Origin of the sequence: Delftia sp. PE138, from assembly GCF_018320755.1 — a bacterium.
GTDB lineage: Bacteria > Pseudomonadota > Gammaproteobacteria > Burkholderiales > Burkholderiaceae_C > Comamonas > Comamonas tsuruhatensis.
In genome coordinates this window covers 902,187-924,809 of sequence record NZ_JABEPN010000001.1, presented here as the reverse complement: position 1 = coordinate 924,809, position 22,623 = coordinate 902,187, and the positions used below count along the sequence as shown (strand labels likewise).

General features: G+C 63.8%; 25 protein-coding genes. 2 read left to right on the top strand and 23 right to left on the bottom strand.

Annotated features, from left to right (window positions below; translation table 11 throughout):
• Positions 1–26: 26 nt before the first annotated feature.
• The 19 genes from acpS to HFGMBDPB_RS04070 form a co-directional block, all read right to left on the bottom strand.
• Entirely contained in the window at positions 27–422 is a 396-nt protein-coding gene (acpS, locus tag HFGMBDPB_RS04160) for a holo-ACP synthase (RefSeq protein WP_016447783.1), read from the bottom strand.
• Between the two features lie 20 nt (positions 423–442).
• Positions 443–1,216: a pyridoxine 5'-phosphate synthase gene (locus tag HFGMBDPB_RS04155; RefSeq protein ID WP_047471146.1), complete on the bottom strand. Its 774-nt coding sequence runs from the start codon at positions 1,214–1,216 to the stop codon at positions 443–445.
• Positions 1,213–1,983, bottom strand: coding sequence for a DNA repair protein RecO (recO, locus tag HFGMBDPB_RS04150; RefSeq protein ID WP_016451180.1), 771 nt, complete (start codon positions 1,981–1,983; stop codon positions 1,213–1,215). The genes HFGMBDPB_RS04155 and recO overlap by 4 nt, the downstream gene beginning before the upstream one ends.
• Positions 1,984–2,010: 27 nt before the next feature.
• On the bottom strand, positions 2,011–3,045 hold the full coding sequence (gene era / locus HFGMBDPB_RS04145) for a GTPase Era (RefSeq protein ID WP_034363812.1): 1,035 nt from the start codon (positions 3,043–3,045) through the stop codon (positions 2,011–2,013).
• Entirely contained in the window at positions 3,042–3,725 is a 684-nt protein-coding gene (gene rnc / locus HFGMBDPB_RS04140) for a ribonuclease III (protein ID WP_012207060.1), read from the bottom strand. Before rnc ends, era begins: the two co-directional genes overlap by 4 nt.
• Positions 3,726–3,734: 9 nt before the next feature.
• Entirely contained in the window at positions 3,735–4,088 is a 354-nt protein-coding gene (locus HFGMBDPB_RS04135) for a DUF4845 domain-containing protein (RefSeq protein WP_212644970.1), read from the bottom strand.
• Positions 4,089–4,158: 70 nt separating this feature from the next.
• Positions 4,159–5,136: a signal peptidase I gene (lepB, locus tag HFGMBDPB_RS04130; protein WP_016451178.1), complete on the bottom strand. Its 978-nt coding sequence runs from the start codon at positions 5,134–5,136 to the stop codon at positions 4,159–4,161.
• Positions 5,136–6,944 carry a translation elongation factor 4 gene (gene lepA, locus HFGMBDPB_RS04125; protein WP_212644969.1) on the bottom strand — a complete coding sequence of 603 codons (1,809 nt, stop codon included), beginning with the start codon at positions 6,942–6,944 and terminating at the stop codon, positions 5,136–5,138. The genes lepB and lepA overlap by 1 nt, the downstream gene beginning before the upstream one ends.
• 429 nt (positions 6,945–7,373) lie before the next feature.
• A complete protein-coding gene (locus tag HFGMBDPB_RS04120; protein ID WP_026062374.1) occupies positions 7,374–8,843 on the bottom strand; it encodes a DegQ family serine endoprotease in 1,470 nt (489 codons plus the stop codon).
• Between the two features lie 305 nt (positions 8,844–9,148).
• On the bottom strand, positions 9,149–9,862 hold the full coding sequence (locus tag HFGMBDPB_RS04115) for a sigma-E factor negative regulatory protein (RefSeq protein ID WP_043791440.1): 714 nt from the start codon (positions 9,860–9,862) through the stop codon (positions 9,149–9,151).
• Between the two features lie 73 nt (positions 9,863–9,935).
• Positions 9,936–10,565, bottom strand: a complete 630-nt coding sequence (gene rpoE, locus HFGMBDPB_RS04110) for an RNA polymerase sigma factor RpoE (protein WP_016447792.1) — start codon at positions 10,563–10,565, stop codon at positions 9,936–9,938.
• Between the two features lie 644 nt (positions 10,566–11,209).
• Entirely contained in the window at positions 11,210–12,454 is a 1,245-nt protein-coding gene (gene fabF / locus HFGMBDPB_RS04105; RefSeq protein ID WP_016447793.1) for a beta-ketoacyl-ACP synthase II, read from the bottom strand.
• Positions 12,455–12,493: 39 nt separating this feature from the next.
• Positions 12,494–12,733: an acyl carrier protein gene (gene acpP, locus HFGMBDPB_RS04100; protein ID WP_003058049.1), complete on the bottom strand. Its 240-nt coding sequence runs from the start codon at positions 12,731–12,733 to the stop codon at positions 12,494–12,496.
• A 149-nt stretch (positions 12,734–12,882) separates the two neighbouring features.
• The gene (gene fabG, locus HFGMBDPB_RS04095; protein ID WP_212644968.1) at positions 12,883–13,629 is read right to left on the bottom strand and encodes a 3-oxoacyl-ACP reductase FabG; all 747 of its coding nucleotides are present in this window, start codon (positions 13,627–13,629) and stop codon (positions 12,883–12,885) included.
• Positions 13,626–14,570: an ACP S-malonyltransferase gene (gene fabD / locus HFGMBDPB_RS04090; RefSeq protein ID WP_212644967.1), complete on the bottom strand. Its 945-nt coding sequence runs from the start codon at positions 14,568–14,570 to the stop codon at positions 13,626–13,628. The genes fabG and fabD overlap by 4 nt, the downstream gene beginning before the upstream one ends.
• 57 nt (positions 14,571–14,627) lie before the next feature.
• The gene (locus HFGMBDPB_RS04085) at positions 14,628–15,605 is read right to left on the bottom strand and encodes a beta-ketoacyl-ACP synthase III (RefSeq protein WP_016447796.1); all 978 of its coding nucleotides are present in this window, start codon (positions 15,603–15,605) and stop codon (positions 14,628–14,630) included.
• Between the two features lie 5 nt (positions 15,606–15,610).
• Positions 15,611–16,651 carry a phosphate acyltransferase PlsX gene (plsX, locus tag HFGMBDPB_RS04080; protein ID WP_016447797.1) on the bottom strand — a complete coding sequence of 347 codons (1,041 nt, stop codon included), beginning with the start codon at positions 16,649–16,651 and terminating at the stop codon, positions 15,611–15,613.
• Positions 16,652–16,764: 113 nt separating this feature from the next.
• Entirely contained in the window at positions 16,765–16,947 is a 183-nt protein-coding gene (rpmF, locus tag HFGMBDPB_RS04075) for a 50S ribosomal protein L32 (RefSeq protein ID WP_012207072.1), read from the bottom strand.
• A 137-nt stretch (positions 16,948–17,084) separates the two neighbouring features.
• A complete protein-coding gene (locus tag HFGMBDPB_RS04070; RefSeq protein ID WP_016447798.1) occupies positions 17,085–17,642 on the bottom strand; it encodes a YceD family protein in 558 nt (185 codons plus the stop codon).
• Between the two features lie 25 nt (positions 17,643–17,667).
• On the opposite strand from HFGMBDPB_RS04070, the gene HFGMBDPB_RS04065 reads away from it, so the two are divergent.
• Positions 17,668–18,288 carry a Maf family nucleotide pyrophosphatase gene (locus HFGMBDPB_RS04065; RefSeq protein WP_026062372.1) on the top strand — a complete coding sequence of 207 codons (621 nt, stop codon included), beginning with the start codon at positions 17,668–17,670 and terminating at the stop codon, positions 18,286–18,288.
• A complete protein-coding gene (locus tag HFGMBDPB_RS04060; protein WP_047326615.1) occupies positions 18,285–19,076 on the top strand; it encodes an SAM-dependent methyltransferase in 792 nt (263 codons plus the stop codon). The genes HFGMBDPB_RS04065 and HFGMBDPB_RS04060 overlap by 4 nt, the downstream gene beginning before the upstream one ends.
• 81 nt (positions 19,077–19,157) lie before the next feature.
• Here HFGMBDPB_RS04060 and HFGMBDPB_RS04055 read toward each other — a convergent pair whose 3' ends face one another.
• From HFGMBDPB_RS04055 to HFGMBDPB_RS04040, 4 genes are read right to left on the bottom strand one after another with little or no spacing between them, the layout of a single operon-like run.
• Entirely contained in the window at positions 19,158–20,204 is a 1,047-nt protein-coding gene (locus tag HFGMBDPB_RS04055) for a S49 family peptidase (RefSeq protein WP_061287416.1), read from the bottom strand.
• A gap of 1 nt (position 20,205) precedes the next feature.
• Positions 20,206–20,574 (bottom strand): Rieske (2Fe-2S) protein, encoded by a 369-nt coding sequence (locus HFGMBDPB_RS04050; RefSeq protein ID WP_016451170.1) that lies wholly within the window; start codon positions 20,572–20,574, stop codon positions 20,206–20,208.
• A 49-nt stretch (positions 20,575–20,623) separates the two neighbouring features.
• On the bottom strand, positions 20,624–21,310 hold the full coding sequence (locus HFGMBDPB_RS04045; protein WP_016451169.1) for an HAD family hydrolase: 687 nt from the start codon (positions 21,308–21,310) through the stop codon (positions 20,624–20,626).
• A 24-nt stretch (positions 21,311–21,334) separates the two neighbouring features.
• Positions 21,335–22,396 carry an RluA family pseudouridine synthase gene (locus HFGMBDPB_RS04040; RefSeq protein WP_016447804.1) on the bottom strand — a complete coding sequence of 354 codons (1,062 nt, stop codon included), beginning with the start codon at positions 22,394–22,396 and terminating at the stop codon, positions 21,335–21,337.
• Positions 22,397–22,623 lie beyond the last annotated feature (227 nt).

Here is a 22,623-nt window from a genome sequence, read left to right as displayed (position 1 = left end):
AAAGCCAGCGCTGCGCCGGCCGGGTGTCAGGCGCGGCGCTCGACCACGCAGAAGCTGGCCGCGTAGTCGCTCTCGTCGGTCACGGACAGGTGCACCTGCAGGTTCCGTGCCTCGAACCATTCCTTGAGCGCGCCGTGCAGCACGATGGCTGGCTGGCCACTGGGCAGCTTGACGACCTCGCAGCTGCGCCAGGTCATGGGCATGACCATGCCCATGCCTATGGCCTTGGAAAAGGCCTCCTTGGCGGAAAAGCGCGTGGCGACGAAGCGGATGCCGCGCTCGGGCCAGCGCGCGCGGCGGGCTCGCCAGGTGGACAGTTCGCCTTCGGCCAGCACCTTCTCGGCGAAACGGTCGCCATGGCGCTCCAGGCTGGCGCGGATGCGGCGCACGTCGCAGATGTCGGTACCGATGCCGTAGATCATGGATTCGCTCCGCGAAAGCTTCAGGCGCGCGCCGCCATGCCCTGGTCTATGCACTGCTGGTAGGCGCGCACGGTTTGGGCGTAGCCCAGCTCCAGCGCGTCGGCGATCAGCGCATGGCCGATGGAGACTTCGAGCAGGCCCGGCACGCGCGCCACGAAGGCGGCCAGGTTGTCGCGGCTGAGGTCATGGCCGGCATTGATGCCCAGCCCGGCGTCCAGCGCAGCCTGGGCCGCCGCCGCGTAGGCCTGCAGTTGAACTTCCTGGTCTGCCGTGCCCCAGGCGGCCGCATAGGGCTCGGTGTACAGCTCGACCCGGTCGGCGCCCACGGCCCGCGCAGCGGCCATCTGTGCGGGAACCGGGTCCATGAACAGGCTGACGCGCACGCCGAGTTGGCGGCATTCGGCGATCAGCGGCTTCAGGCGCTCGGCATCCTGCGGGAAGTTCCAGCCATGGTCGCTGGTGAACTGGTCCTCGCTGTCGGGCACGAAGGTGGCCTGGTGCGGGCGCGTGGCCCGGATGAAGTCCATCAGGTTCTGCGTCGGGTTGCCCTCGATGTTGAACTCCGCCTGCGGCCAATGCTTCATCAGCGCATGCAGTTCATAGACATCTTCGCTGCGGATATGGCGCTGGTCGGGACGCGGATGGATGGTGATGCCCTGGGCACCGGCCTCCAGGCAGATGCGCGCGGCGCGCGTCACGCTGGGAATGCCCAGATGGCGCGTGTTGCGCAGCAGCGCAACCTTGTTGACATTGACCGACAGCGCCGTGCGCTGCGAAGCGTGGGAAAGATTCATAGCGATTGCAGATCCATCATCAGCTGGCGGGTGCGCAGCATGGGACTGCCGCAATGGTATTGCAGCAAGGCCCTCAGTTGGGGCTTGAGGGCCAGCGCCGCCTCGGGCTGGGCCACCACATGCAGTGTGGCGTTGAAGGCCTGCCGTGCCTGCAGCGCGCTTTCAATGGCCTGCCACTGCGCAGCGCCCAGCACGGCGCGCTCGCCCTGCAGCGCCGGGCGCAGGCCGCCTTCGGCCACCAGCGCATAGCGACGCCCCTCGGCCAGCGGCGCCAGCGTGGCGCTTTCCTCATTCAAGGCAGGCAGATGGCCCAGTTCGCGCAGCAGCAGCAGCTCGAAGGTGCGCAGCACGGGCTCGATGGCATCGCCATGCTGGCCTGCCAGCACGCGCACCACGCCGGCATAGATGTCGAACAGCGCCGCGTAGGGATCGTCGCGCGCCAGCAGGCGCATCAGCAGCTCGTTGAGGTACAGGCCCGACAGCAGGGCGTCACCCTGGGGCATGACATGCCCGCCCACCCACTCTGCGCCCTTGAGGGTATGGATCTCGCCATTGCCCTCGCCGCCCAGGCTGTAGCTCAGGCTCAGCGGCTGCAGCGGCAGCAGCACGGGGCGAAAGTTCGAGGTCGGCCGCTTGACGCCCTTGGCCGCCAGCGCCACGCGACCCCGGTGACGCGTGAAGACCTCAAGGATCAGGCTGGACTCGCTCCAGTCGTAGCTGTGCAGGACGAAGGCCGGCTCGTCCGAGACACGCTTGGCGCTAGCCATGGACGCAGGGCCTTGCGGTAAGGGTGCTCACTCGTAGCCGAACGAACGCACGCGGGCTTCGTCGTCGGCCCAGCCGGAGCGGACCTTGACCCAGACTTCGAGGAAGACCTTGGCATCCATGAGCTTTTCCAGCTCCTGGCGCGCCTCGGTGCTGATGCGCTTGAGGCGCTCGCCCTTCTCTCCGATGATCATGGCCTTGTGGCCGTCGCGCTCGACCACGATGGTGGCCGCCACGCGGATGAAACGCTTGTGCTGCTTGCTGGCCTCTTCCTCGAACTTGTCGATGACCACCGTGGAGGTGTAGGGCAGCTCGTCGCCCGTGAATCGGAACAGCTTCTCGCGCACGGTCTCCGAGGCGAGGAACTTCTCGCTGCGGTCGGTCAGCTCGTCGGCGGCGTACATCCAGTCCTGCTCGGGCAGGTACTTCTCGCAGATGCCGAACAGGCGCTCGATGTCTCCCTTGTTCTTGGCCGACATGGGCACGAACTCGGCGAACGGATGGCGCTCCTGCATGCCCTTGAGCCAGGGGGCGATCTCGGCACGGCGGCCCACGGTGTCCAGCTTGTTGGCAATCAGCAGCGTGGGGATGCCAGGCTTGAACAGCGACAGCACCTTGGCATCGGCCAGCGTGAACTGGCCGGCTTCCACGACGAACAGGATCAGGTCCACGTCGCCGATGGCGCCCATCACGGTCTTGTTGAGCGACTTGTTCAGTGCCGTGCTGTGCTTGGTCTGGAAACCCGGCGTATCGACAAAGATGAACTGCGTCGCGGCGCGCGTGCGAATGCCCGTGATGCGGTGGCGCGTGGTCTGCGCCTTGCGCGAGGTGATGCTGATCTTCTGGCCCACCAGCGCATTCATCAGCGTGGACTTGCCCACATTGGGCTTGCCGACGATGGCGATCAGGCCGCAGCGCTGCGGGCCGGTCGGCACCTCGGGTGTCGGGGTGTCATCAGCAGCGGATGCCGTGCGAGCTGCGCCAGCGCCGGGCTTGGCCGCAGCCAGCAGGGCGTCGAGTTCGGCGGCGGTCTGTGCCGGCGCCGGGGGTTTGTCTTGGTTCATGCGTGTCTTGCTTTCAATAGTTCCAGCATGGCTGTGGCAGCCGTCTGCTCGGCGGCCCTGCGCGAGGCACCCGTTCCCCTGGCCTGCAGTTGCAACTCGGCAATCGCGCAGGCCACCTCGAAGGTCTGGCGATGGGCGGCGCCCGTGGTGGCAACCACTTCGTACTGCGGCAGCTTCATGCGCCGCCCCTGCAGCCATTCCTGCAGGGCCGTCTTCGCATCCTTTTCGGCTGCGCGCATGTGGGGGTTGATGTCCACGCCCTCGAAGAGATGGTGTACCACCTTCTCGCCCGCAGCGTAGCCGGCGTCCAGATACACTGCGCCGATCAGGGCCTCGACCGCATCGGCCAGGATGGAGGGGCGTTGCTTGCCGCCCGACTTGGATTCGCCTTCGCCCAGGCGCAGCAGATCGGGCAACTGCAGCCTCAGCGCGATCTGGTGCAGCGTGCCTTCCTTGACCAGGTTGGCGCGCACGCGGGACAGATCGCCCTCGGGCATGGAACTGAGCCGCTGGTAGAGCAGGCTGGAAATGGCAAGATTCAGCACCGAGTCACCGAGGAATTCCAGGCGCTCGTTGTTGTCTGCCGAGAAACTGCGGTGCGTGACGGCACGCTGCAGCAATGCAGGCTCGGCAAATTGATGCTGCAGCCTCAGCTGCAGCGCATTCAGTAAGGGTGGCACCTATTGGGTCTACTTCTTAAAACGATAGGTCAGGTAGGCGGGCCCCACGAGATGTATCTCGCGTGAGTACTCGAACCCAACGACCACACGGTCGTTGATTTTGGTCACTTCGAGGTCAGCCGGCTTCACGGAAGTGAAGTCATCGATGGCGGCGGAACGCTCAAAGCTGGCCCTCACTTCAGCCACGGAATTGCCTTCGCGGGCCGCCTTGTTGGCGGCCTTGACGATGGCCTGGTACTCCAGGAAGACCGGCACGGATTGTGCGCCCACGGCCACCACACCCACGCCCAGGGCAATCACAAACACCAGTCCCAGAAAGGACAGACCGCGCTGGCGCGAACGCCGGTTGTTCGATGTCAACATGCTTTTTCCTCCTCCGATGTGAATCCCTCGCGCATGCCTGGGGGTATCCGGCCCTCAGGCATGCATGTGATCAATGGAAGCCGCCGATGCGCTTGAAATCCCCGAAGTTCATCCAGACGAAGAAGGCCCGGCCAACGATGTTCTTGTCGGGCACAAAGCCCCAGTATCGGGAATCCAGCGAATTGTCGCGGTTGTCTCCCATCATGAAGTACTGGCCCTCGGGCACCTTGCAGGTGATGCCTTCGACGCTGTAGCGGCAGTTCTCGCGGAACTCGAAGCCGCTGGCACCCTGGATGAATGCGGGCACGTCCTGGTTCACGATCATGCGGTGCGGCTTGTCGCCCAGCGACTCCTCGTACTGCTTGAAGTAGCGCATCGCGTCCTTGTCGAAGAAGTCCGGCAGTTCGCTGACCGGGACTTCCTTGCCATTGACCGTCAGCCGCTTGTTCAGATAGGAGATCTCGTCACCCGGCAGGCCCACCACGCGCTTGATGTAGTCCAGGCTGGGTTGCGGAGGATAGCGGAACACCACCACATCGCCGCGCTGCAGCGGCTGGCCCTGGGTGATCTTGGTGTTGATCACCGGCAGGCGCACGCCGTAGGTGAACTTGTTCACCAGGATCAGGTCGCCCACGAGCAGCGTGGGAATCATGGAGCCCGAGGGAATCTTGAACGGCTCGAACAGGAACGAGCGCAGGACAAAGACGATGGCGATCACGGGGAACAGGCCCGCGGTCCAGTCAAGCCACCAGGGCTGCATGAGGATGCGGCCCTTGGCCTCTTCCGACACCTCGATGTCGGTCTTGGCGATGCCCATGCGGTCGAGTTCTGCGCGGCGCGCCACAGCAGCCTCCTCGATGGCCACGGCGGCGCGGCGGCGGCGGGGCAGGAAATACAGCCGTTCGGCCACCCAGTACAGGCCAGTGACCACGGTGGCCAGGAACAGCAGCAACGCGAAGTTGCCCTCGATGAAGCCCGTGTACCAGGCGCCGATATAGCCCACGAAAGCCGCCAGCACGACGGCCGTAATCCATTGCATGGCTTGCATCAATCCTCCACTTGCAAGATGGCCAGGAAGGCCTCCTGAGGCACTTCCACCGAACCGATCTGCTTCATGCGCTTCTTGCCGGCCTTTTGCTTCTCCAGCAGCTTGCGCTTGCGGGTGATGTCGCCGCCATAGCACTTGGCCAGCACGTTCTTGCGCATGGCCTTGACGGTTTCCCGAGCAATGATGTTGGCGCCGATGGCGGCCTGGATGGCCACGTCGAACATCTGGCGGCTGATGATCTCGCGCATCTTGGCCACCACGGCCCGGCCGCGGTACGTGGCCTGGGAGCGGTGCACGATGATGGACAGCGCATCGACCTTCTCGCCGTTGAGCAGGATGTCCACCTTGACCACGTCGGAGGCGCGGTACTCCTTGAACTCGTAGTCCATGGAGGCATAGCCGCGCGAGACCGACTTGAGCTTGTCGAAGAAGTCCAGCACGATCTCGCCCAGCGGCATCTCATAGGTGAGCATCACCTGGCGACCGTGGTACTGCATGTTGATCTGCACGCCGCGCTTCTGGTTGGCCAGCGTCATCACCGGACCCACATAGTCCTGCGGCATGTACAGGTGCACGGTCACGATGGGCTCGCGCACCTCCTCGATACGGCCGGCATCGGGCATCTTGGACGGGTTCTCGACCTGGATGACCTCGCCATCGCCCTTGACCACTTCGTAGACCACGCTGGGCGCGGTGGTGATCAGATCCTGGTCGAATTCGCGCTCCAGGCGCTCCTGCACGATTTCCATGTGCAGCAGGCCCAGGAAGCCGCAGCGAAAGCCGAAGCCCAGCGCCTGCGAGACTTCAGGCTCGAACTGCAGGGACGAATCGTTGAGCTGCAGCTTTTCCAGCGCATCGCGCAGCTGGTCATATTCGCTGGCTTCGGTGGGGTACAGACCCGCGAACACCTGGGGCTTGATTTCCTTGAAGCCGGGCAGGGCCTCGGTGGCAGGGCCCAGATTGTTGGGAAGCTTCTTTTCCAGCGTGATGGTGTCGCCCACCTTGGCTGCCTTGAGTTCCTTGATGCCGGCGATGATGTAACCCACCTCGCCGGCGCGCAGCGCGTCGCGCGGCACGTCGGCCGGAGTGAACACGCCCAGGTTGTTGGCTTCGTAGGCAGCGCCCGAAGCCATCATCTTGAAGCGCTCGCCACGCTTGAGTTCACCATCGACCACGCGCACCAGCATCACGACGCCCACGTAAGTGTCGAACCAGCTGTCGATGATCATGGCGCGCAGTTGGCCATTGGGATTGCCCTTGGGCGGCGGCACCTTGGCAACCACGGCCTCCAGGATCTCGTCGATGCCCATGCCGGTCTTGGCCGAGCAGGGAATGGCATCGCTGGCATCGATGCCGATGACGTCCTCGATCTCGGCCTTGGCGTTGTTGGGGTCGGCCTGCGGCAGATCCATCTTGTTGAGAACGGCCGTCACTTCCACGCCGAGATCCAGCGCGGTATAGCAGTTGGCCACGGTCTGTGCCTCTACGCCCTGAGAGGCGTCCACCACCAGCAGCGCTCCCTCGCAGGCCGACAGGGAACGCGAGACTTCGTACGAGAAGTCCACGTGGCCGGGCGTGTCGATGAGGTTGAGGTTGTAGACCTGACCATCCTTGGCCTTGTACTGCAGGGCAGCCGTCTGCGCCTTGATGGTGATGCCGCGCTCTTTCTCGATATCCATCGAGTCCAGCACCTGGGCTTCCATGTCACGGTCAGCCAGGCCTCCGCAACGCTGGATCAGGCGGTCGGCCAGCGTCGACTTGCCATGGTCGATGTGCGCAATGATGGAAAAATTTCTGATGTGGTTCATCAACGAGAAGGACTGCTAGTGAAAGTGGAAAACGACAGGGTCGGCGCGCAAGAAAAAAGGGCGCGTCCATGAACGACGCGCCCCGAACCAACAATCTCTGGCAACTGCGATAGTTGGGACTTTATTGTAGGCAAAAAGGGCTGGAAACCAAGCCCTGACAAGGCCTGCAAAGCTCCGGGCTTGATCTGTCACAATTATTTATCAACAGTTTATCAACAGACCCAACAAGCCATTTCTAGCCCGTCGATCACCGGATAGTGCGGTGCTTTTGCACCGCAACAATCCTCTTTGAAAACAGGTTTCTGACGCCTTGAGCCGTCACGCTTTGGTGGGGCATTTTACCCAATGCCCCAAGGGGCATGGGCAGGCCTTGGTCCGGATTCCGAGGGTATTCCCCAGGACCCCGAAAAACCGGCCTGCCCCAGCCCCTCAGCGGGCAGGACGGATAAGCACGTACTGAGCCCATTCGCCGCGGCGCACCAGAAGGTTCACCGGCTTGCTCTTGTCCACCTTGGCCAGCGTGGCCTCGAAGCTCTTGAGCCCCGTGATCTCGACATTGGCCAGTTGCAGGATCACATCACCTTCGCGCAGGCCTGCGCGTGCTGCTGCCTCGACAGCGGCCGTCACGCGGACACCGCCCTTGATGCCCAATTCCCTTTTCTGGGCATCCGTGAGTTCGGCCAGCGTCAGGCCCAGCGACTGGGAGACCAGGGTGCTGCCCTTGCCTGCAGCCTTTGCCTGGGGAGCGCCATCGGGCTCGACTTCGGCGATCACCATGGTCAGATCCTTGGCGGCTCCACGGCGGAATACGGTGATGGTGCTGCGCGTTCCGGGCTTGGTATTGCCCACCAGACGCGGCAGGTCGGCGACCTTCTCAATGGCCTTCCCATCGAACTTGATGATCACGTCACCCGCCTCGACGCCGGCCTTGGCGGCTGGGGAATCGGGTTCCACGGCAGAGACCAGCGCACCCTGAGCCTTGCCCAGGCCGATGGATTCAGCAATGTCCTTGGTGACCTGCCCGATTTGCACGCCGATGCGCCCTCGCGTGACCTTGCCGGTGGCGCGCAGCTGGTCGCTGACGCGCACGGCCTCGTCGATCGGAATCGCGAAGCTGATCCCCATGAAACCGCCGGAACGCGAATAGATCTGGCTGTTGATGCCCACGACCTCGCCGCGCATGTTCAGCAACGGGCCGCCCGAGTTGCCGGGATTGATGGCCACATCGGTCTGGATGAAGGGCAGATAGTCTCCCGTGTCGCGCTGCTTGGCGCTGACGATGCCTGCGGTGACCGAGTTGTCGAGGCCGAAGGGCGATCCGATGGCCATCACCCACTCACCGACCTTGAGACGGTTCACGTCGCCGATCTTCACGGCGGGCAGTCCGGTGGCATCGATCTTGACCACAGCCACGTCGGTGCGCTTGTCGCTGCCCACGATCTTGGCCTTGAACTCACGCTTGTCGGTCAGCGTGACGATGACCTCGTCAGCACCTTCGACCACGTGGGCATTGGTCATCACAAAGCCGTCCGCCGTCAGGATGAAGCCCGACCCCACGCCACGCGGCTGTTCCTCGTCAGGCTGTGAACGCGGCTGGGGGCGTTGGCGCGGCACATTGGGCACGGGCAGGCCGAAGCGGCGGAAGAACTCGAGCATGTCCTCATCCATGCCCAGCGCCTCGGCAGAGTTGGCCGACGCCTTCTCCAACGTGCGGATGTTGACCACGGAAGGCCCTACCTGCTCGACCAGGTCGGTGAAGTCCGGCAGACCCCGCACCACGGCACCGCTTTGCGCATGAGCGGCACTCACCGGCACCAGCATTGAGGCGCTGCCAGCAGCCAGCGCCAGAACGCCTGCCAGTGTGCAGGACTGCAGCGTCTTCCATCGAACTGTGGTCATGGTGATCCTTTCCTTCTCAATCATTGTGTTGCCCCCGTGCCCATTGCGCCCGGGCGGCCTGTTCAGATACGCGGTGCCGACTTGCATCTCGGACGAACGCCACATTCTGGCGCAGTCCCGGCATGCACCGGCCAGACGATGGCTCAGAAGCCTGAAAGACGCTGTTAGTTCCCGAATCGGCAGCATGCATGCGGCGCGAACCGCCGTGCATGGGCCACAAATGACTGCACCCGCGTCCATTTCAATGCCGAACGGCTGGACGCGGGTGCAAAAGAAGGCAGGAGAGTCATGCTCTCCTGCGGGATTCAGCGCTGGTTCGCGCGCGGTGCCGAGGCGAAGTTGGCATTGCGCAGGAAGCTGGCCGGCATCTGCAACGTGGCCGGACCACTGTATTGCGGATGGGAGGCCAGCAGCGCATCCAGGCGCGGATCACGCAGCATGACGCTTTGGCCGTAAGGGCCTGCCACAGCCACCACCGAAGAGGATTGGGCCGTATCTCCGAGAGGGAAGTCCTGGGCATTTCCAGCGACAGCAGCCGCTGCAGGCGCCCCCGTTTCAAGGGCGGCCAATGCCCGGCCCGGCGCCGCGCCGGGGCCTGCAGGCGCGCCGAGCATCACGCTCCAGCCAATGGCAGCCACGGCCGCCACGGAAGCAAAACCCGCAGCCATCTTCCAGCGGAATACCGACGCATTGGCTGCGTCGTGCAGCGGCGCGCCATTGACGACGGCCCTGCCGTGCGCCGGGCGCGCGACCTGCTCCAGCTCGTCTACGGCGACGGGAACCAGGGGGCGGCGCGGCTCATTGGCCAACTGGGAGCGGATTCCGGAAAGCAGATCGTGCCGGCTGTGGTGCGCCAGCTCAGGGGAGCGCAGCACATCGCCCACCAGGTGGTACATGCGCCATTCCTGCTGGCCTGCATCGCTTTGCGCATAGGCCAGCGCGGCCTGCAGCTCCGCGGCAGAGAGTTCGCCATCAGCCAATGCCGACAATTGTTCGCGCTTCGTCAGATCGTCATTCATGATCAATCACCTGCCTGTCTGCTCTGAGACCCTGTACCCAAAAAATGCGCCACCCGATGGCCATCACCCGTTGCTACCACCGCTTGCCAGACTGGCGCTCCAGCAAAGGCTTGACTCTCGCTGAAATCGCTTCGCGTGCACGGAAGATACGTGAACGCACGGTGCCTATGGGACAACCCATGGCGTTCGAGATTTCCTCGTAGCTCAGGCCTTCGATTTCCCGCAACGTGACGGCTTGACGGAGATCTTCGGGCAAGGCCTCCATGGCGGCGTTGACTGCCTGGGCAATTTCCTGGGCCGCCAGGATCGTTTCGGGTGTTTCTTCGGTGGTTAGTTCCTGGCTGAGCCGGGAAGTTTCATCATCGTCATCCCCGTTGTGTAACGCGCTTTCGGTGATCAGCGGCGAGCGCTTCATGTCCAGCAGCGCCTTCTTGGCGGTATTCACGGCGATGCGATACAGCCAGGTGTAGAACTGGGCATCACCCCGGAACTGGTGCAGCGCCCGATAGGCCCGGATGAAGGTTTCCTGCGCAATGTCAGGCACCAGGTCCACGTCGCGCACCATGCGGCCAATGAGGCGCTCGATGCGGCGCTGGTACTTGATGACCAGCAGCTCGAAGGCCCGCATGTCTCCTGCGTTGGTGCGCTCGACCAGAGCCAGGTCGCTGTCGGCAGAAGAAGGCGGGAATTCGGGAGGCGTCATGAAATCGGTGAAGACGGGCCGTGGCGGCCCTGGCGCAGTCACTGCGCGCGTTCTGTAGGTCTGGGCGGGAAATATACAGCACGCCGCAAATCACCCCAGGTTTCAGGACTCTGCCTGTAAGACAGCAGCAGCCAGCGGGAGCTTCGCCAGCGCAAAGACCCCGTCGAAACGGGTCTGGCCTGCGCCCATAGCCATTGACCACCGTCAGCGCGCACCTGCAGCAGCACCGGCTGCGCATCGTAGGCAGCGGCTGCCTCACCAAGCCACCACTGCGCGCCATCCCATGCAACAAAGCCTCTGCCCAGGGCGCGCCATCCATGCCACATGCCTGCAGCTGCAACCAGAGAACCCGTGACAGCCACGACGGCAGGCCCCCATCCGGACTGTAGATCAAGCGCCCACGCCAGCAAAAGCATGGCCGCCAGCAGCCAAAGCGCGCACAGGCATGCGACCGACCCACGCGGTGGATTCAGCGGATGGCGGACTGCGGGCGGGGCATGGCGTGAGGTCATGCCTGCAGTGTCGCAAAACCGCAGCATGTCTGACATGCATCCCACCCCAGCCGGACGCGCCCTGACCCATGGGAGAAATAAAAAAGCCCGCTCCCTTGCGGGGCGGGCTTTTCATGGTGAGGTGTGCAGGCCTCAGATTCGCTTGAACACCAGCGTTCCGTTGGTGCCGCCGAACCCGAAGTTGTTTTTCACTGCCACTTCGATCTTCGCATCCCGTGCCGTGTTGGCGCAGTAGTCGAGATCGCACTCGGGATCCTGGTTGTCCAGATTGATGGTCGGGGGAATCTTCTGCTCGTGCAGTGCCAGCACGGTGAAGACGCTCTCGATGCCGCCAGCGCCACCCAGCAGGTGACCGGTCATGGACTTGGTCGAGCTGACAACGATTTTCTTGGCGTGATCGCCCAGAGCCGCCTTGATGGCATTGGTCTCGTTGAGGTCGCCCAGCGGCGTGGATGTGCCGTGCGCATTCAGATAATCGATCTGGTCGGCGTTGATGCCGGCGTTGCGCAAAGCTGACAGCATGGCGCGGCGCGGGCCGTCCATGTTGGGCGCCGTCATGTGGCCGGCATCGGCACTCATGCCGTAGCCGCACAGTTCAGCATAGATCTTGGCACCGCGGGCCTTGGCATGCTCGTACTCTTCCAGCACCAGCACGCCTGCACCTTCACCCAGCACAAAGCCGTCGCGGTCCTTGTCCCAGGGACGCGAGGCGGCCTTGGGATCATCATTGCGCGTGGACAGTGCGCGCATGGCGGCAAAGCCGCCGACGCCCAGCGGGGAGACCGTGGCTTCCGTGCCACCAGCCACCACCACATCGGCATCGCCGTATTCGATCATGCGTCCTGCTTCGCCTATGCAGTGCAGCCCGGTCGTGCAGGCAGTCACCACGGCGAGATTCGGCCCCTTGAAGCCAAACCGCATGGACACATGGCCAGCCACCATGTTGATGATGGAGGCAGGCACGAAGAACGGCGTGATGCGGCGCGGTCCGCGCGCAGCCAGTTCTGCGTGGGTGTTCTCGATCAGCGGCAAGCCGCCGATGCCCGAACCGATCACACAGCCGATGCGCGTAGCCAGATCATCCGACAAGGCCTCGCCCGTGGGCAGACCTGAGTCCTGCACGGCTTGCGCCGCAGCAGCGATGCCGTAATGGATGAAGGTGTCCATGGAGCGCGCATCCTTGGCGCTCATGTACGACTCCACATCGAATCCCTTGACCTCGCCCGCAATCTTGCAGGCAAAGTTCGAGGCATCGAACTTGGTGATGAGGTCAATGCCGGACTGGCCGGCCAAAAGATTGGCCCAGGCGTCGCCCACCGTGTTACCCACGGGGGAGATGCAACCCAGGCCGGTCACGACAACGCGACGACGGCTCATGCGTAAAACCTTCTGCTGATCGCTCGGGTCAGGGCCCTGTCAGGCCTTCTGGTGGGTGTTGGCGTAGTCGATGGCGTTTTGCACCGTCGTGATCTTTTCCGCGTCTTCGTCGGGGATCTCGATGCCGAATTCATCTTCCAGGGCCATCACCAGCTCCACCGTGTCCAGGGAGTCAGCACCCAGATCAGCCACGAAGGCCTTTTCGTTGGTGACTTGAGACTCTTCAACGCCGAGTTGTTCGGCAATGATTTTTTTGACACGTGCTTCGATATCGCTCATGGTTTCCCTCTGGGGGTTGTGAATGAACCCGCGATTCTAGCCGTTTCGGACCTTACGCCCTCTTCAGCCGGCCGTCGCGAGGAAACGGCCTCTTCGGTTGCAAGCAACGGCGGCTTCTGGCAGGGATCTGCCCGCAGCCGCCGCAGCGCTTACATGTACATGCCGCCGTTGACGTGCAATTCCTGGCCGGTGACGTAGCCTGCGCCCGCCGATGCGAGATAGGCCACGGCATGGGCGATGTCGCTGGGCTGGCCCAGATCACCCATGGCGATCTGCGATTTCAGGGCATTTTTCTGCTCTTCAGGCAGCTCCGCCGTCATGTCGGTGGCGATGAAGCCCGGAGCCACGCAATTGACCGTGATGCCGCGGCTGCCCAGCTCACGGGCCAGCGCACGCGTCATGCCGGCAACGCCGGCCTTGGCAGCTGCATAGTTGGCTTGACCGGGGTTTCCGGAGGCACCAACGACGCTGGTGATGTTGATGATGCGTCCGAAGCGCTGCTTCATCATGGGCCGAATGGCCGTACGGCTGACTCGGAAAACCGCCTTGAGATTGGTGTCGATCACCGCATCCCAGTCATCGTCCTTCATGCGCATGGCCAGGGTGTCGCGTGTGATGCCGGCATTGTTGACCAGCACATGCAGGCCACCGTCATTCTTGACGATGCTGTCGATCAGGGCATCGACGGCGGTCACGTCCGTGACATTGAGGTTCACGCCACGGCAGCCTTCATGGGCCAACAGGGCCTGGCTGATCTTCTCGGCACCACCATCGGTGGTGGCCGTGCCGATCACGCGGTAGCCGCGTGCTGCCAGCTCCTGGGCAATGGCGGCACCGATGCCGCGCGAGGCACCCGTCACCAGGGCAACCTGGGGCTTGTTCTGGTTGTCAGTCATGCGAGGGATTCTTTCACGTCGGCCAGCGTGGCCGGGTCATAGAGGGCAGCGGCCGTCAGGTCCGCGTCAATCCGCTTGGTCAGGCCCATCAGCACCTTGCCGGGACCGCACTCGACGAGGTGGACGACGCCGCGAGCCTTCATGGCCTGAACGCATTCCACCCAGCGCACCGGGCCGAAGGCCTGGCGATACAGCGCATCGCGAATGGCGTCGGCGTCCTGCTGCACAGTCACGTCGATGTTGTTGAGCACTGGGATGCGCGGTGCAGCCAGCACGGTGGCAGCCAGCGCCGCCTTGAGCTTTTCGGCCGCAGGCTTCATCAGGCTGGAATGGAAAGGCGCCGACACCGGCAGCGGCAGCGCGCGCTTGGCGCCTGCGGCCTTGAGGGCCTCGCAGGCCTTCTCGACAGCCGCCTTGCTGCCGGCAATCACGGTCTGCGAGGGGTCGTTGAAATTCACGGCCTCTACGACTTCCGCACCACCCAATGCCGCCGTGACTTCTGCGCAGCCTGCGCGCACCTTGTCGGCATCCAGCCCCAGGATGGCAGCCATGGCACCGGTTCCCACGGGAACGGCCTCCTGCATGGCAGCCGCGCGCAGCCGCACCAGCGGCGCAGCCTGGGCCAGGGTCAGCACACCTGACGCGACCAGGGCCGAGTACTCACCCAGCGAGTGGCCCGCCACAACGTCGGGCAGCGCGCCGCCTTCGGCCAGCCAGACGCGCCAAGCAGCCACACCGGCCACCAGCATCACGGGCTGGGTATTGGTGGTGAGCGCCAGAGCTTCCTTCGGCCCCTGCTGGATCAGCTGGCCGATGTTTTCGCCGAGGGCATCGGAGGCTTCGACCAAGGTCTGGGCCACGACGGGATGGTCACCCCATCCGTCGAGCATGCCCACCGATTGCGAACCCTGACCAGGAAAGACGAATGCAAACTTCTTCATGATTTTCAAAAAAAAAGGCCGCGCCATGGGCGCCTGCCCTCAGGCAGGCATCCCGCATCACATCTTGAGAAGTACCGCGCCCCAGGTGAAGCCGCCGCCAACACCTTCCAGCAGCACGGTCTGACCGGGCTTGACCTGGCCACTGCGCACGCCGTGGTCCAGCGCCAGGGGGATCGAGGCAGCCGACGTGTTGCCATGCTGGTCCACCGTCACCACCACCTTGTCCATGGACAGCTTGAGCTTGCGCGCCGTGCTTTGCATGATGCGGATATTGGCCTGGTGGGGGATCAGCCAGTCGATGTCGGCATCGGTGAGCCCTGCCTTGTCCAGCGTGGCGCGAGCAGCCTTCTCCAGCACGCCGACCGCCAGCTTGAACACGGCCTGCCCATCCATCTTCAGCAGCGGATCACCGAGGATCTGGCCACCGGAGACATTGCCTGGCACGCACAGGATGCCGACATGCTTGCCGTCGGCATGCAGGTCGGAAGCCAGGATGCCTGGCTGCTCGGACGCCTCCAGCACCACGGCTCCGGCACCGTCACCGAACAGCACGCAGGTCGTCCGGTCGTTGAAGTCCAGGATGCGGCTGAATACTTCGGAGCCCACCACCAGCGCGCGGCTCGCAGCGCCGGACTGGATCATGGCGTCGGCCACGGTGAGGGCGTAGACAAAGCCGCTGCATACGGCTTGCACATCAAAGGCCGCACAGCCATTGGCGCCGAGCTTGTTTTGCAGGATGCATGCCGTGGACGGGAAGACCATGTCCGGCGTCGATGTGGCGACGATGATCAGATCGATATCCTGCGGCTGGCAGCCGGCGGCTTCCAGCGCCTTCTTCGATGCCTCCAAGGCCAGATCGCTGCTGGCCACTTCTGGCGCGGCAAAGTGTCGGGCATGGATGCCGGTGCGCTCGACGATCCACTCGTCCGAGGTCTCGATGCCGCGCTGGGCCAGTTCGGCTGCCAGATCGTGATTGGTGAGTCGGCGGGGTGGCAGGTAACTGCCCGTGCCGGTGATGCGTGCGTAGCGTCTCATCTGTATTAGGGCGCCGACGGTCCCGATTCCGACTGCGCAGCCAGCAACAGAGGCAGGGCTGCGGAGATACGGGTACGGACACGGTCGAGCAGGTTGTTGCGGGCCGCATCATACGCGCGCTTCAGCGCGTGCTCGAAAGCCAAGGCATCGGCCGATCCATGGCTTTTGAAGACCAACCCGCGAAGGCCCAGCAGCGCCGCGCCGTTGTAGCGGCGATGATCCACGCGCCTCATCAAAGCAGTTAGCACCGGATAGGCAACGATGGCTGCCATTTTGGTGAAGATGTTGCGCTTGAACTCCTGCTTGAGGGCATTGGAGATCATGGACGCCACGCCCTCGGAAGACTTGAGAGCCACGTTGCCCACAAAGCCATCACAGACCACGACCTGGGTCGTGCCCTTGAAGATGTCGTTGCCTTCGACGTTGCCGTAGAAATTCAGATGACCGGCCTTGCCGGCCGCGCGCAGCAGTTCGCCAGCGCGCTTGATGACCTCGCTGCCCTTGATCTGCTCTTCGCCAATGTTGAGCAAACCCACCGAGGGTGCCTCTTCGTTGTTCAGGGCAGACACCAGGGCCGAGCCCATGACGGCGAACTGCAGCAGATGCTCGGCCGAGCAGTCCACATTGGCACCCAGGTCCAGCACCGTGGTGGCCTCGCCCTTGGCATTGGGCAACTGGGGCGCGATGGCAGGGCGATCAATGCCATCGAGTGTCTTGAGCAGGTAGCGCGAGATGGCCATCAGCGCACCCGTGTTTCCAGCCGACACAGCAGCGGCAGCCGCGCCATCCTTGACTTGCTGGATGGCGATGCGCATGGAGGAATCCTTCTTCCTGCGCAGCGCCATCTCGATCGGATCATCCATGCCGACCACTTCCGAGGCCGGCACCACACTGGCGCGCTCATGCGCAAAGCCAGCCAGCGCCTCGGGCTGACCAACCAGCAGCAGCCGGGCATCGGGGTGGGAATCGAGGAACTGGCGGCACGCCGCAAGCGTGACGCGGGGGCCGTGATCACCCCCCATGCAGTCAACGGCCAAAGTGATCATGTGCGACTGGCAAGCCTGTTGCAAGGCCTGGAAAGATAGGAGCAACCATCAGAAAAAACAAAAGCCCGCGCTACGAAAACTGTAGCCGCGGGCCCTGCGGGAACGGTCGAAGATCAGGCTTCGGACTTGTTCTTCAGCACTTGACGGCCGCGGTACACGCCGTTGGGGCTGATGTGGTGACGCAGATGGGTTTCACCGGTGGTGGGTTCCACGGCAATGCCAGGCACATTCAGTGCGTTGTGCGAACGGTGCATACCGCGCTTGGAGGGGGACTTCTTGTTCTGCTGAACAGCCATGATGGCTCCTGTGTATCTGAAAAGGGTTGGTAAAAAACGCGATCAGCCCATTAAAGACACGAGGGGGTTTCGCGCGAAGCCCTTGATTATAGCGCAATCGCTTTTCCCGGCCTCGGCCTTTTTTCCGGACATCGCAATCAGTCGGCTGACTTGCCCACATCCAGCCCGCGCAGCACGGCAAATGGATTGGGCTTGTCCTCGCTGGCCTGCTCGAAGTCTGCGTCGCTGGACTGCATGCTCACCGGCTCGGGGCAGCTGTCGTGGCGTGGCACCACGGGCAACTCCATGAGCAGCTCATCCTCTATGAGTTCAAGCAGGTTGAATTCGCGGCTGAGCACCAGCAGGTCCTCGTCGCTCTCGTCATCCTCGGACTCGGCCGTGGTCTCGTCCGCAACAAAGCGGAAAGACCTATCGACCTGGAGGGAGATGGGCGCCACAGTGAGGCAGCGTTGGCACACCATCGGAACGACAGCATCGGCCTGCAGATGCAGCCAGACCTGGCCCGAACCGCCGGTTTGCTCGACCAGTTCGCCGTCAGCCTGCCAGTGCACCTCGCCGTGCCCATCAGCGGCATCCGGCTGCGCATCCTCGGCCAGACGAGGAAAGGCCGAAAGCGCCGACTGACCCTGGAGATGGCCCGCCGATTGCGCAAAAGCGCGAACATCGAGACGGACCGCAGAAAATTCCTTGCTCATGCGGGCAGTGTAAGAGAATCCGGGCATGCAAGCTTCCCACCTCGCCTTAGCCCAGGCTCCCGGCCTGGCACGCCCCCTGATCCTTGGTTCCACCTCACGCTACCGCCGCGAACTTCTGGAGCGGCTGCAACTACCATTCCAGGCCGTGTCCCCGGAAGTCGATGAGACACCGCTGACCGGCGAAACACCGCATGCACTTTCGTTGCGACTGGCCCTGGCCAAGGCACAGGCCGTGGCGGCGCTGCACCCGGGCGCCGTCGTCATCGGCTCCGACCAGGTACCCGAGTTGGATGGCATGCCGCTGTCCAAGCCCGGCACCCACGAGCGCGCCACCGAACAACTGCGCCAGATGAGCGGGCGCCAGATGAATTTCCACACCGCCGTGAGCGTGGTCTGCCGGGAAAGCGGCTTTGCCGAGACCGATGTGGTCACCGTCCAGGTCCGGTTTCGTGATCTCAACGACGCGGAGATCGAACGCTACCTGCGCGCCGAACAGCCCTATGACTGCGCAGGCAGCGCCAAGAGCGAAGGACTGGGCATCGCGCTGCTGGATGCCATCGTCAGCGACGACCCCACGGCGCTGATCGGCCTGCCGCTGATCCGCACCTGCCAGCTGCTGCGCGCCGCAGGAGCCGTGCTGCCATGAACGATGCTGCAACCCAACCCACCAAAGGAACGCTCTATCTGGTGCCCGCGCCGCTGGACTTCGGCTGCGACGAGCAAATGCCGCTGACGCAGGTCCTGCCCGATGGAACACTGCGCACCGCTGCACGCCTGACCCACTGGATCTGCGAAAACGCCAAAAGCACGCGCGCCTACCTGAAGCGCATTGACGCACTGCACGCCCTGGCCCAGCCCTTGCAAGCCCAGCAGATCACAGAACTGCCGCGCGAGGCCCACAAGAAGGGCGACCACGGCGACAAGGGCGCAGCGGTCTTCGATGCCAAGCCACTGCTCGCCCCCTTGCTGCTGGGCCACGACATGGGACTGGTCAGCGAGGCCGGAATGCCTGCCGTGGCCGACCCCGGCAGCTCCATCGTGCGCGCCGCGCATGATCTGGGCATACGGGTCGTGCCCCTGATCGGTCCGGTGTCGTTGCTGCTGGCTCTGGCCGCCAGCGGACTCAACGGACAGAACTATGCTTTTGTGGGGTACCTGCCGCAGGACGCTGGCGGGCGGGTTCAGCGCATCAAGGAGCTTGAAGCCCTGGCATTGCGCCAAGGCCAGACCCAGCAGTTCATAGAGACGCCCTACCGCAACGCCGCGCTGTGGCAGGCCTTGCTGCAGACGCTCCAACCCCATACACGCCTGGCGCTGGCCTGCGGCCTGACACTGGAGAGCGCCCGCATCGAAAGCCGTCTGGTGCGCGAATGGCGCCAGCACAAGGAAGTGCCAGACAACCGCACGCCGGTGGTGTTTTCCATCGGTCGCTGAGACTGTCTTCCTCGATGAGCAAAAAAAGCCCGCCTTCCACAAGAAGGCGGGCTTTTTGCATCTTGGCAAACGCCAGAGAAATCAGCGCAGAGACGGAAGGCTGGAGCGCAGCGCCTGAACGGCACCTCCACCGAAGGCCGCGCCAAAACGCTTGGCCAGGCGCTCGGCCACGTTGTCGCGGCGCGTGTAATCCACCACCTCTTCCGCCTTGACCACTTCACGGGCCACGTAGTCAAGACTGCCCAGCTTGTCGGCCAGGCCCATCTCCACGGCCTGCTGACCCGTCCAGAACAGGCCGCTGAACGTCTCGGGCGTCTCGTGCAGGCGATCGCCACGGCCGGCCTTGACCACATTGATGAACTGCGAGTGGATCTGGCCCAGCATCTGATGGGCATGGGCGCGCTGTGCTTCGGACATGGGACTGAACGGGTCCAGGAAGCCCTTGTTCTCGCCAGCCGTCAGCAGGCGGCGCTCCACGCCCAGCTTTTCCATGGCGCCCGTGAAGCCGAAGCCATCCATGAGCACGCCGATGCTGCCCACGATGCTGGCCTTGTCGACAAAGATCTCGTCGGCCGCCGCAGCAATGTAATAAGCAGCCGAAGCGCAGGTTTCCTCCACCACGGCATACAGGGGCTTGTCGTACTTGCCCTTGAGCCGCACGATTTCGTCATTGATGATGCCGGCCTGCACCGGGCTGCCGCCTGGCGAGTTGATCAGCAGCACGACGGCACGCGAGCCCGAGTCCTCGAAGGCGCTGCGCATGGCGGCCACCACGAATTCCGCGCTGGCGTCGGCGCCTGCAGCGATCTCGCCCTTGACCTCGACCACTGCGGTATGCGGAGAGGAGCTGGTCGTGGTCGCCGTGTCCTTGGCAAACAGCACCCACAGGACCACCAGGATGAGTGCCGTCCACAGCAGGCGGCCGAAGAGTCGCCAGCGGCGCGAGGCGCGCTGCTCGTGGATGGTGGCGAAGACCAGCTTTTCCAGCACGTCCCGCTCCCAGCCGCTCGATGCCGCCGTTCGCGCATCGGCAGCCGCCGCGGCGGGCGTGGCCCGGGCCCACAGGTCCGCACCCGGGGAAGGGTGCGATGCGGAGCCAGGATTTTCCGGGGGTATGGGGGAAGTCATGTCAGAACTCGACGGGTTTCAGGTTATCGGCAGTATGCCAGTGCACCACCCCCGCGCTTTCGCTCAGGGAGATTTTCACCAGGCCGCCACGGCAGGGGCCGCCAGCGCAGGCGCCGCTGTCCGGCGCATAGACCGCACCATGGGTTGCGCACAGCAACCAACGCCCGGAATCATCGAAAAAGCGGTCTGGCTGGTAGTCCATCTCCATGGCCACGTGCGTGCAGCGGTTCAGATAGGCATGCGCCTGTCCCTCGAAGCGGATGGCGAATGCGCGGCAGGCATGCCCCGCGTAGACCACGTCGAAAGGCACGGCATTCGCACCTTCCTGCAAGGCCTCGCTGGCACACAAAACGATGCGATCAACGGTCACCAGCGCACCTCACAAGCATGGATTCCCGCGCTGACGCGGGCATGACGACTCAACCATGGGCCAGCAGCCACTGATGCAAATCCGCAACACTCTGCGCCACATGCAACGGCTGCAGCACGCCAAAGCCGTCGGTGGGATGCGCGCCATAGCCCACGCCCACGCTGGCACAGCCAGCATTGCGGGCCAGTTCCAGATCGTGCGTGGTGTCGCCGATCATCAGCACGCGGCCAGGCTCCACGCCGAATTCGGCCATCAGCTCCTGCAGCATCAGCGGGTTGGGCTTGCCGGCGGTTTCGTCCGCCGTGCGCGAGCTGTCGAACATGCCGCGCAGTTGCGGGTCCTGCAGCGCATCGTTCAGACCGCGCCGGCTTTTGCCCGTGGCCACGGCCAGCAGGTGGCCGCGCTCGCGCAGCGCCGCCAGCATGGGCAGCACGCCGGCGAACAGGCTGATGTCGTCCTGGTGCTTGATGAAATGGTGGCGATAGCGGTTGCCCAGCTCGGGGTATTTCTCGGGCGACACATCGGGCGCCGCACGCGCCAATGCCGGCATCAGCGCCATGCCGATCACATAGGAGGCCGCCTCATTGCTGGGGGGCGTGCCTCCCACATCGGCCACGGCCGCCTGAATGCACTTGACGATCACCGCGGTGGAATCCGACAGCGTCCCATCCCAGTCGAAGGCGATGAGGTCGAAGCGGCGCGCACGGTAGATCTCGGAAGAACCAGGAGTTGTCATGTCTGCAAGGAGTCAAATCCGGCGTCAGCCGGCGAAACGGGCCAGCTCCTCGGGAAGCTCGGCGCGCAATTCCACCCGCTCACCACTGGACGGGTGTGTGAACTGTAGCCGCCATGCGTGCAGGAACATGCGTTTGAGCCCCTGTTTCTGCAACCGGCGGTTCAGGTCGAAGTCCCCGTACTTGTCATCCCCCGCAATCGGGTGCCCCTGGCTGGACAGGTGCACGCGGATCTGGTGCGTGCGCCCGGTCTTGATGGTCACCTCCAGCAGGCTCATGGCCGGCAGACCCAGCAGGGGCTGGGGCGCCAGCGTGCTGCGAACGCGCACCAGCGTGACGGAGCGCATGCCGTCAGGATCATCGGCCGTGGTCACCCGCACGCGGCGCTCGCCGTCGGCCTGCAGGTATTTGTGCAGCGGCAGATCAATCACCTTGCGGTTGGCAGGCCAGGTGCCCTGGACCAGCGCCAGATAGGTCTTGCCGGTTTCGCGCTCGCGGAACTGGTCCTGCAGATGCGTCAGCGCCGAGCGCTTCTTGGCCACCAGCAAGATGCCGGATGTCTCGCGGTCGAGCCGATGCACCAACTCCAGAAAGCGGCTTTGCGGCCGCGCCTGGCGCAATTGCTCGATGACGCCAAAACTCACGCCCGAGCCACCGTGCACGGCCACACCGGCAGGCTTGTCGATGGCAATCAGATGCTCGTCTTCCAGCAGACTGGGGAAATCCCTGGCGGGCGCAGGCCGCTCGGCCTTTTCGGCGACTTTTTCGGAAATGCGCACGGGCGGCACGCGAACGACATCGCCGGTCGAGACGCGGGTTTCCGCACTGACGCGCCCCTTGTTGATGCGCACTTCTCCACTGCGGATGATGCGATAGACATGGGTTTTGGGAACGCCCTTGAGATGGCGTATGAGAAAGTTGTCCAACCGCTGTCCGGCCGAATCGTCATCGACTTCGATCAGCCGCACTGCGGCAGTGGCTGCGTTCAGGGAACGGTCGTCTGCCGGTTTGCCCTCTATAATGTGTTTCACCTGTGCCGAACTATTTATAAGTGGTTGATTCTCATGGAGTTTAGTCCAAACAACCATTTCCCCGCACAGGCAGGTCGATGCCATCCGGTGTCATGCACGCGAAACAGCAGGAAAAGATGGCCTGCGAAGTTCGTCGTTGCATCGGTTGTGGCTGACGAATTGAAACACTGATACGGAATCTCAAGCTGGCAGAAGGGGTCGGACCCGGCGTCCGCCGCTGCCAGCGGATCAAAAGCGAGCATGTGGATCTTTTGGGCATGGATGGTCACGCTGTGGAGCAGGAA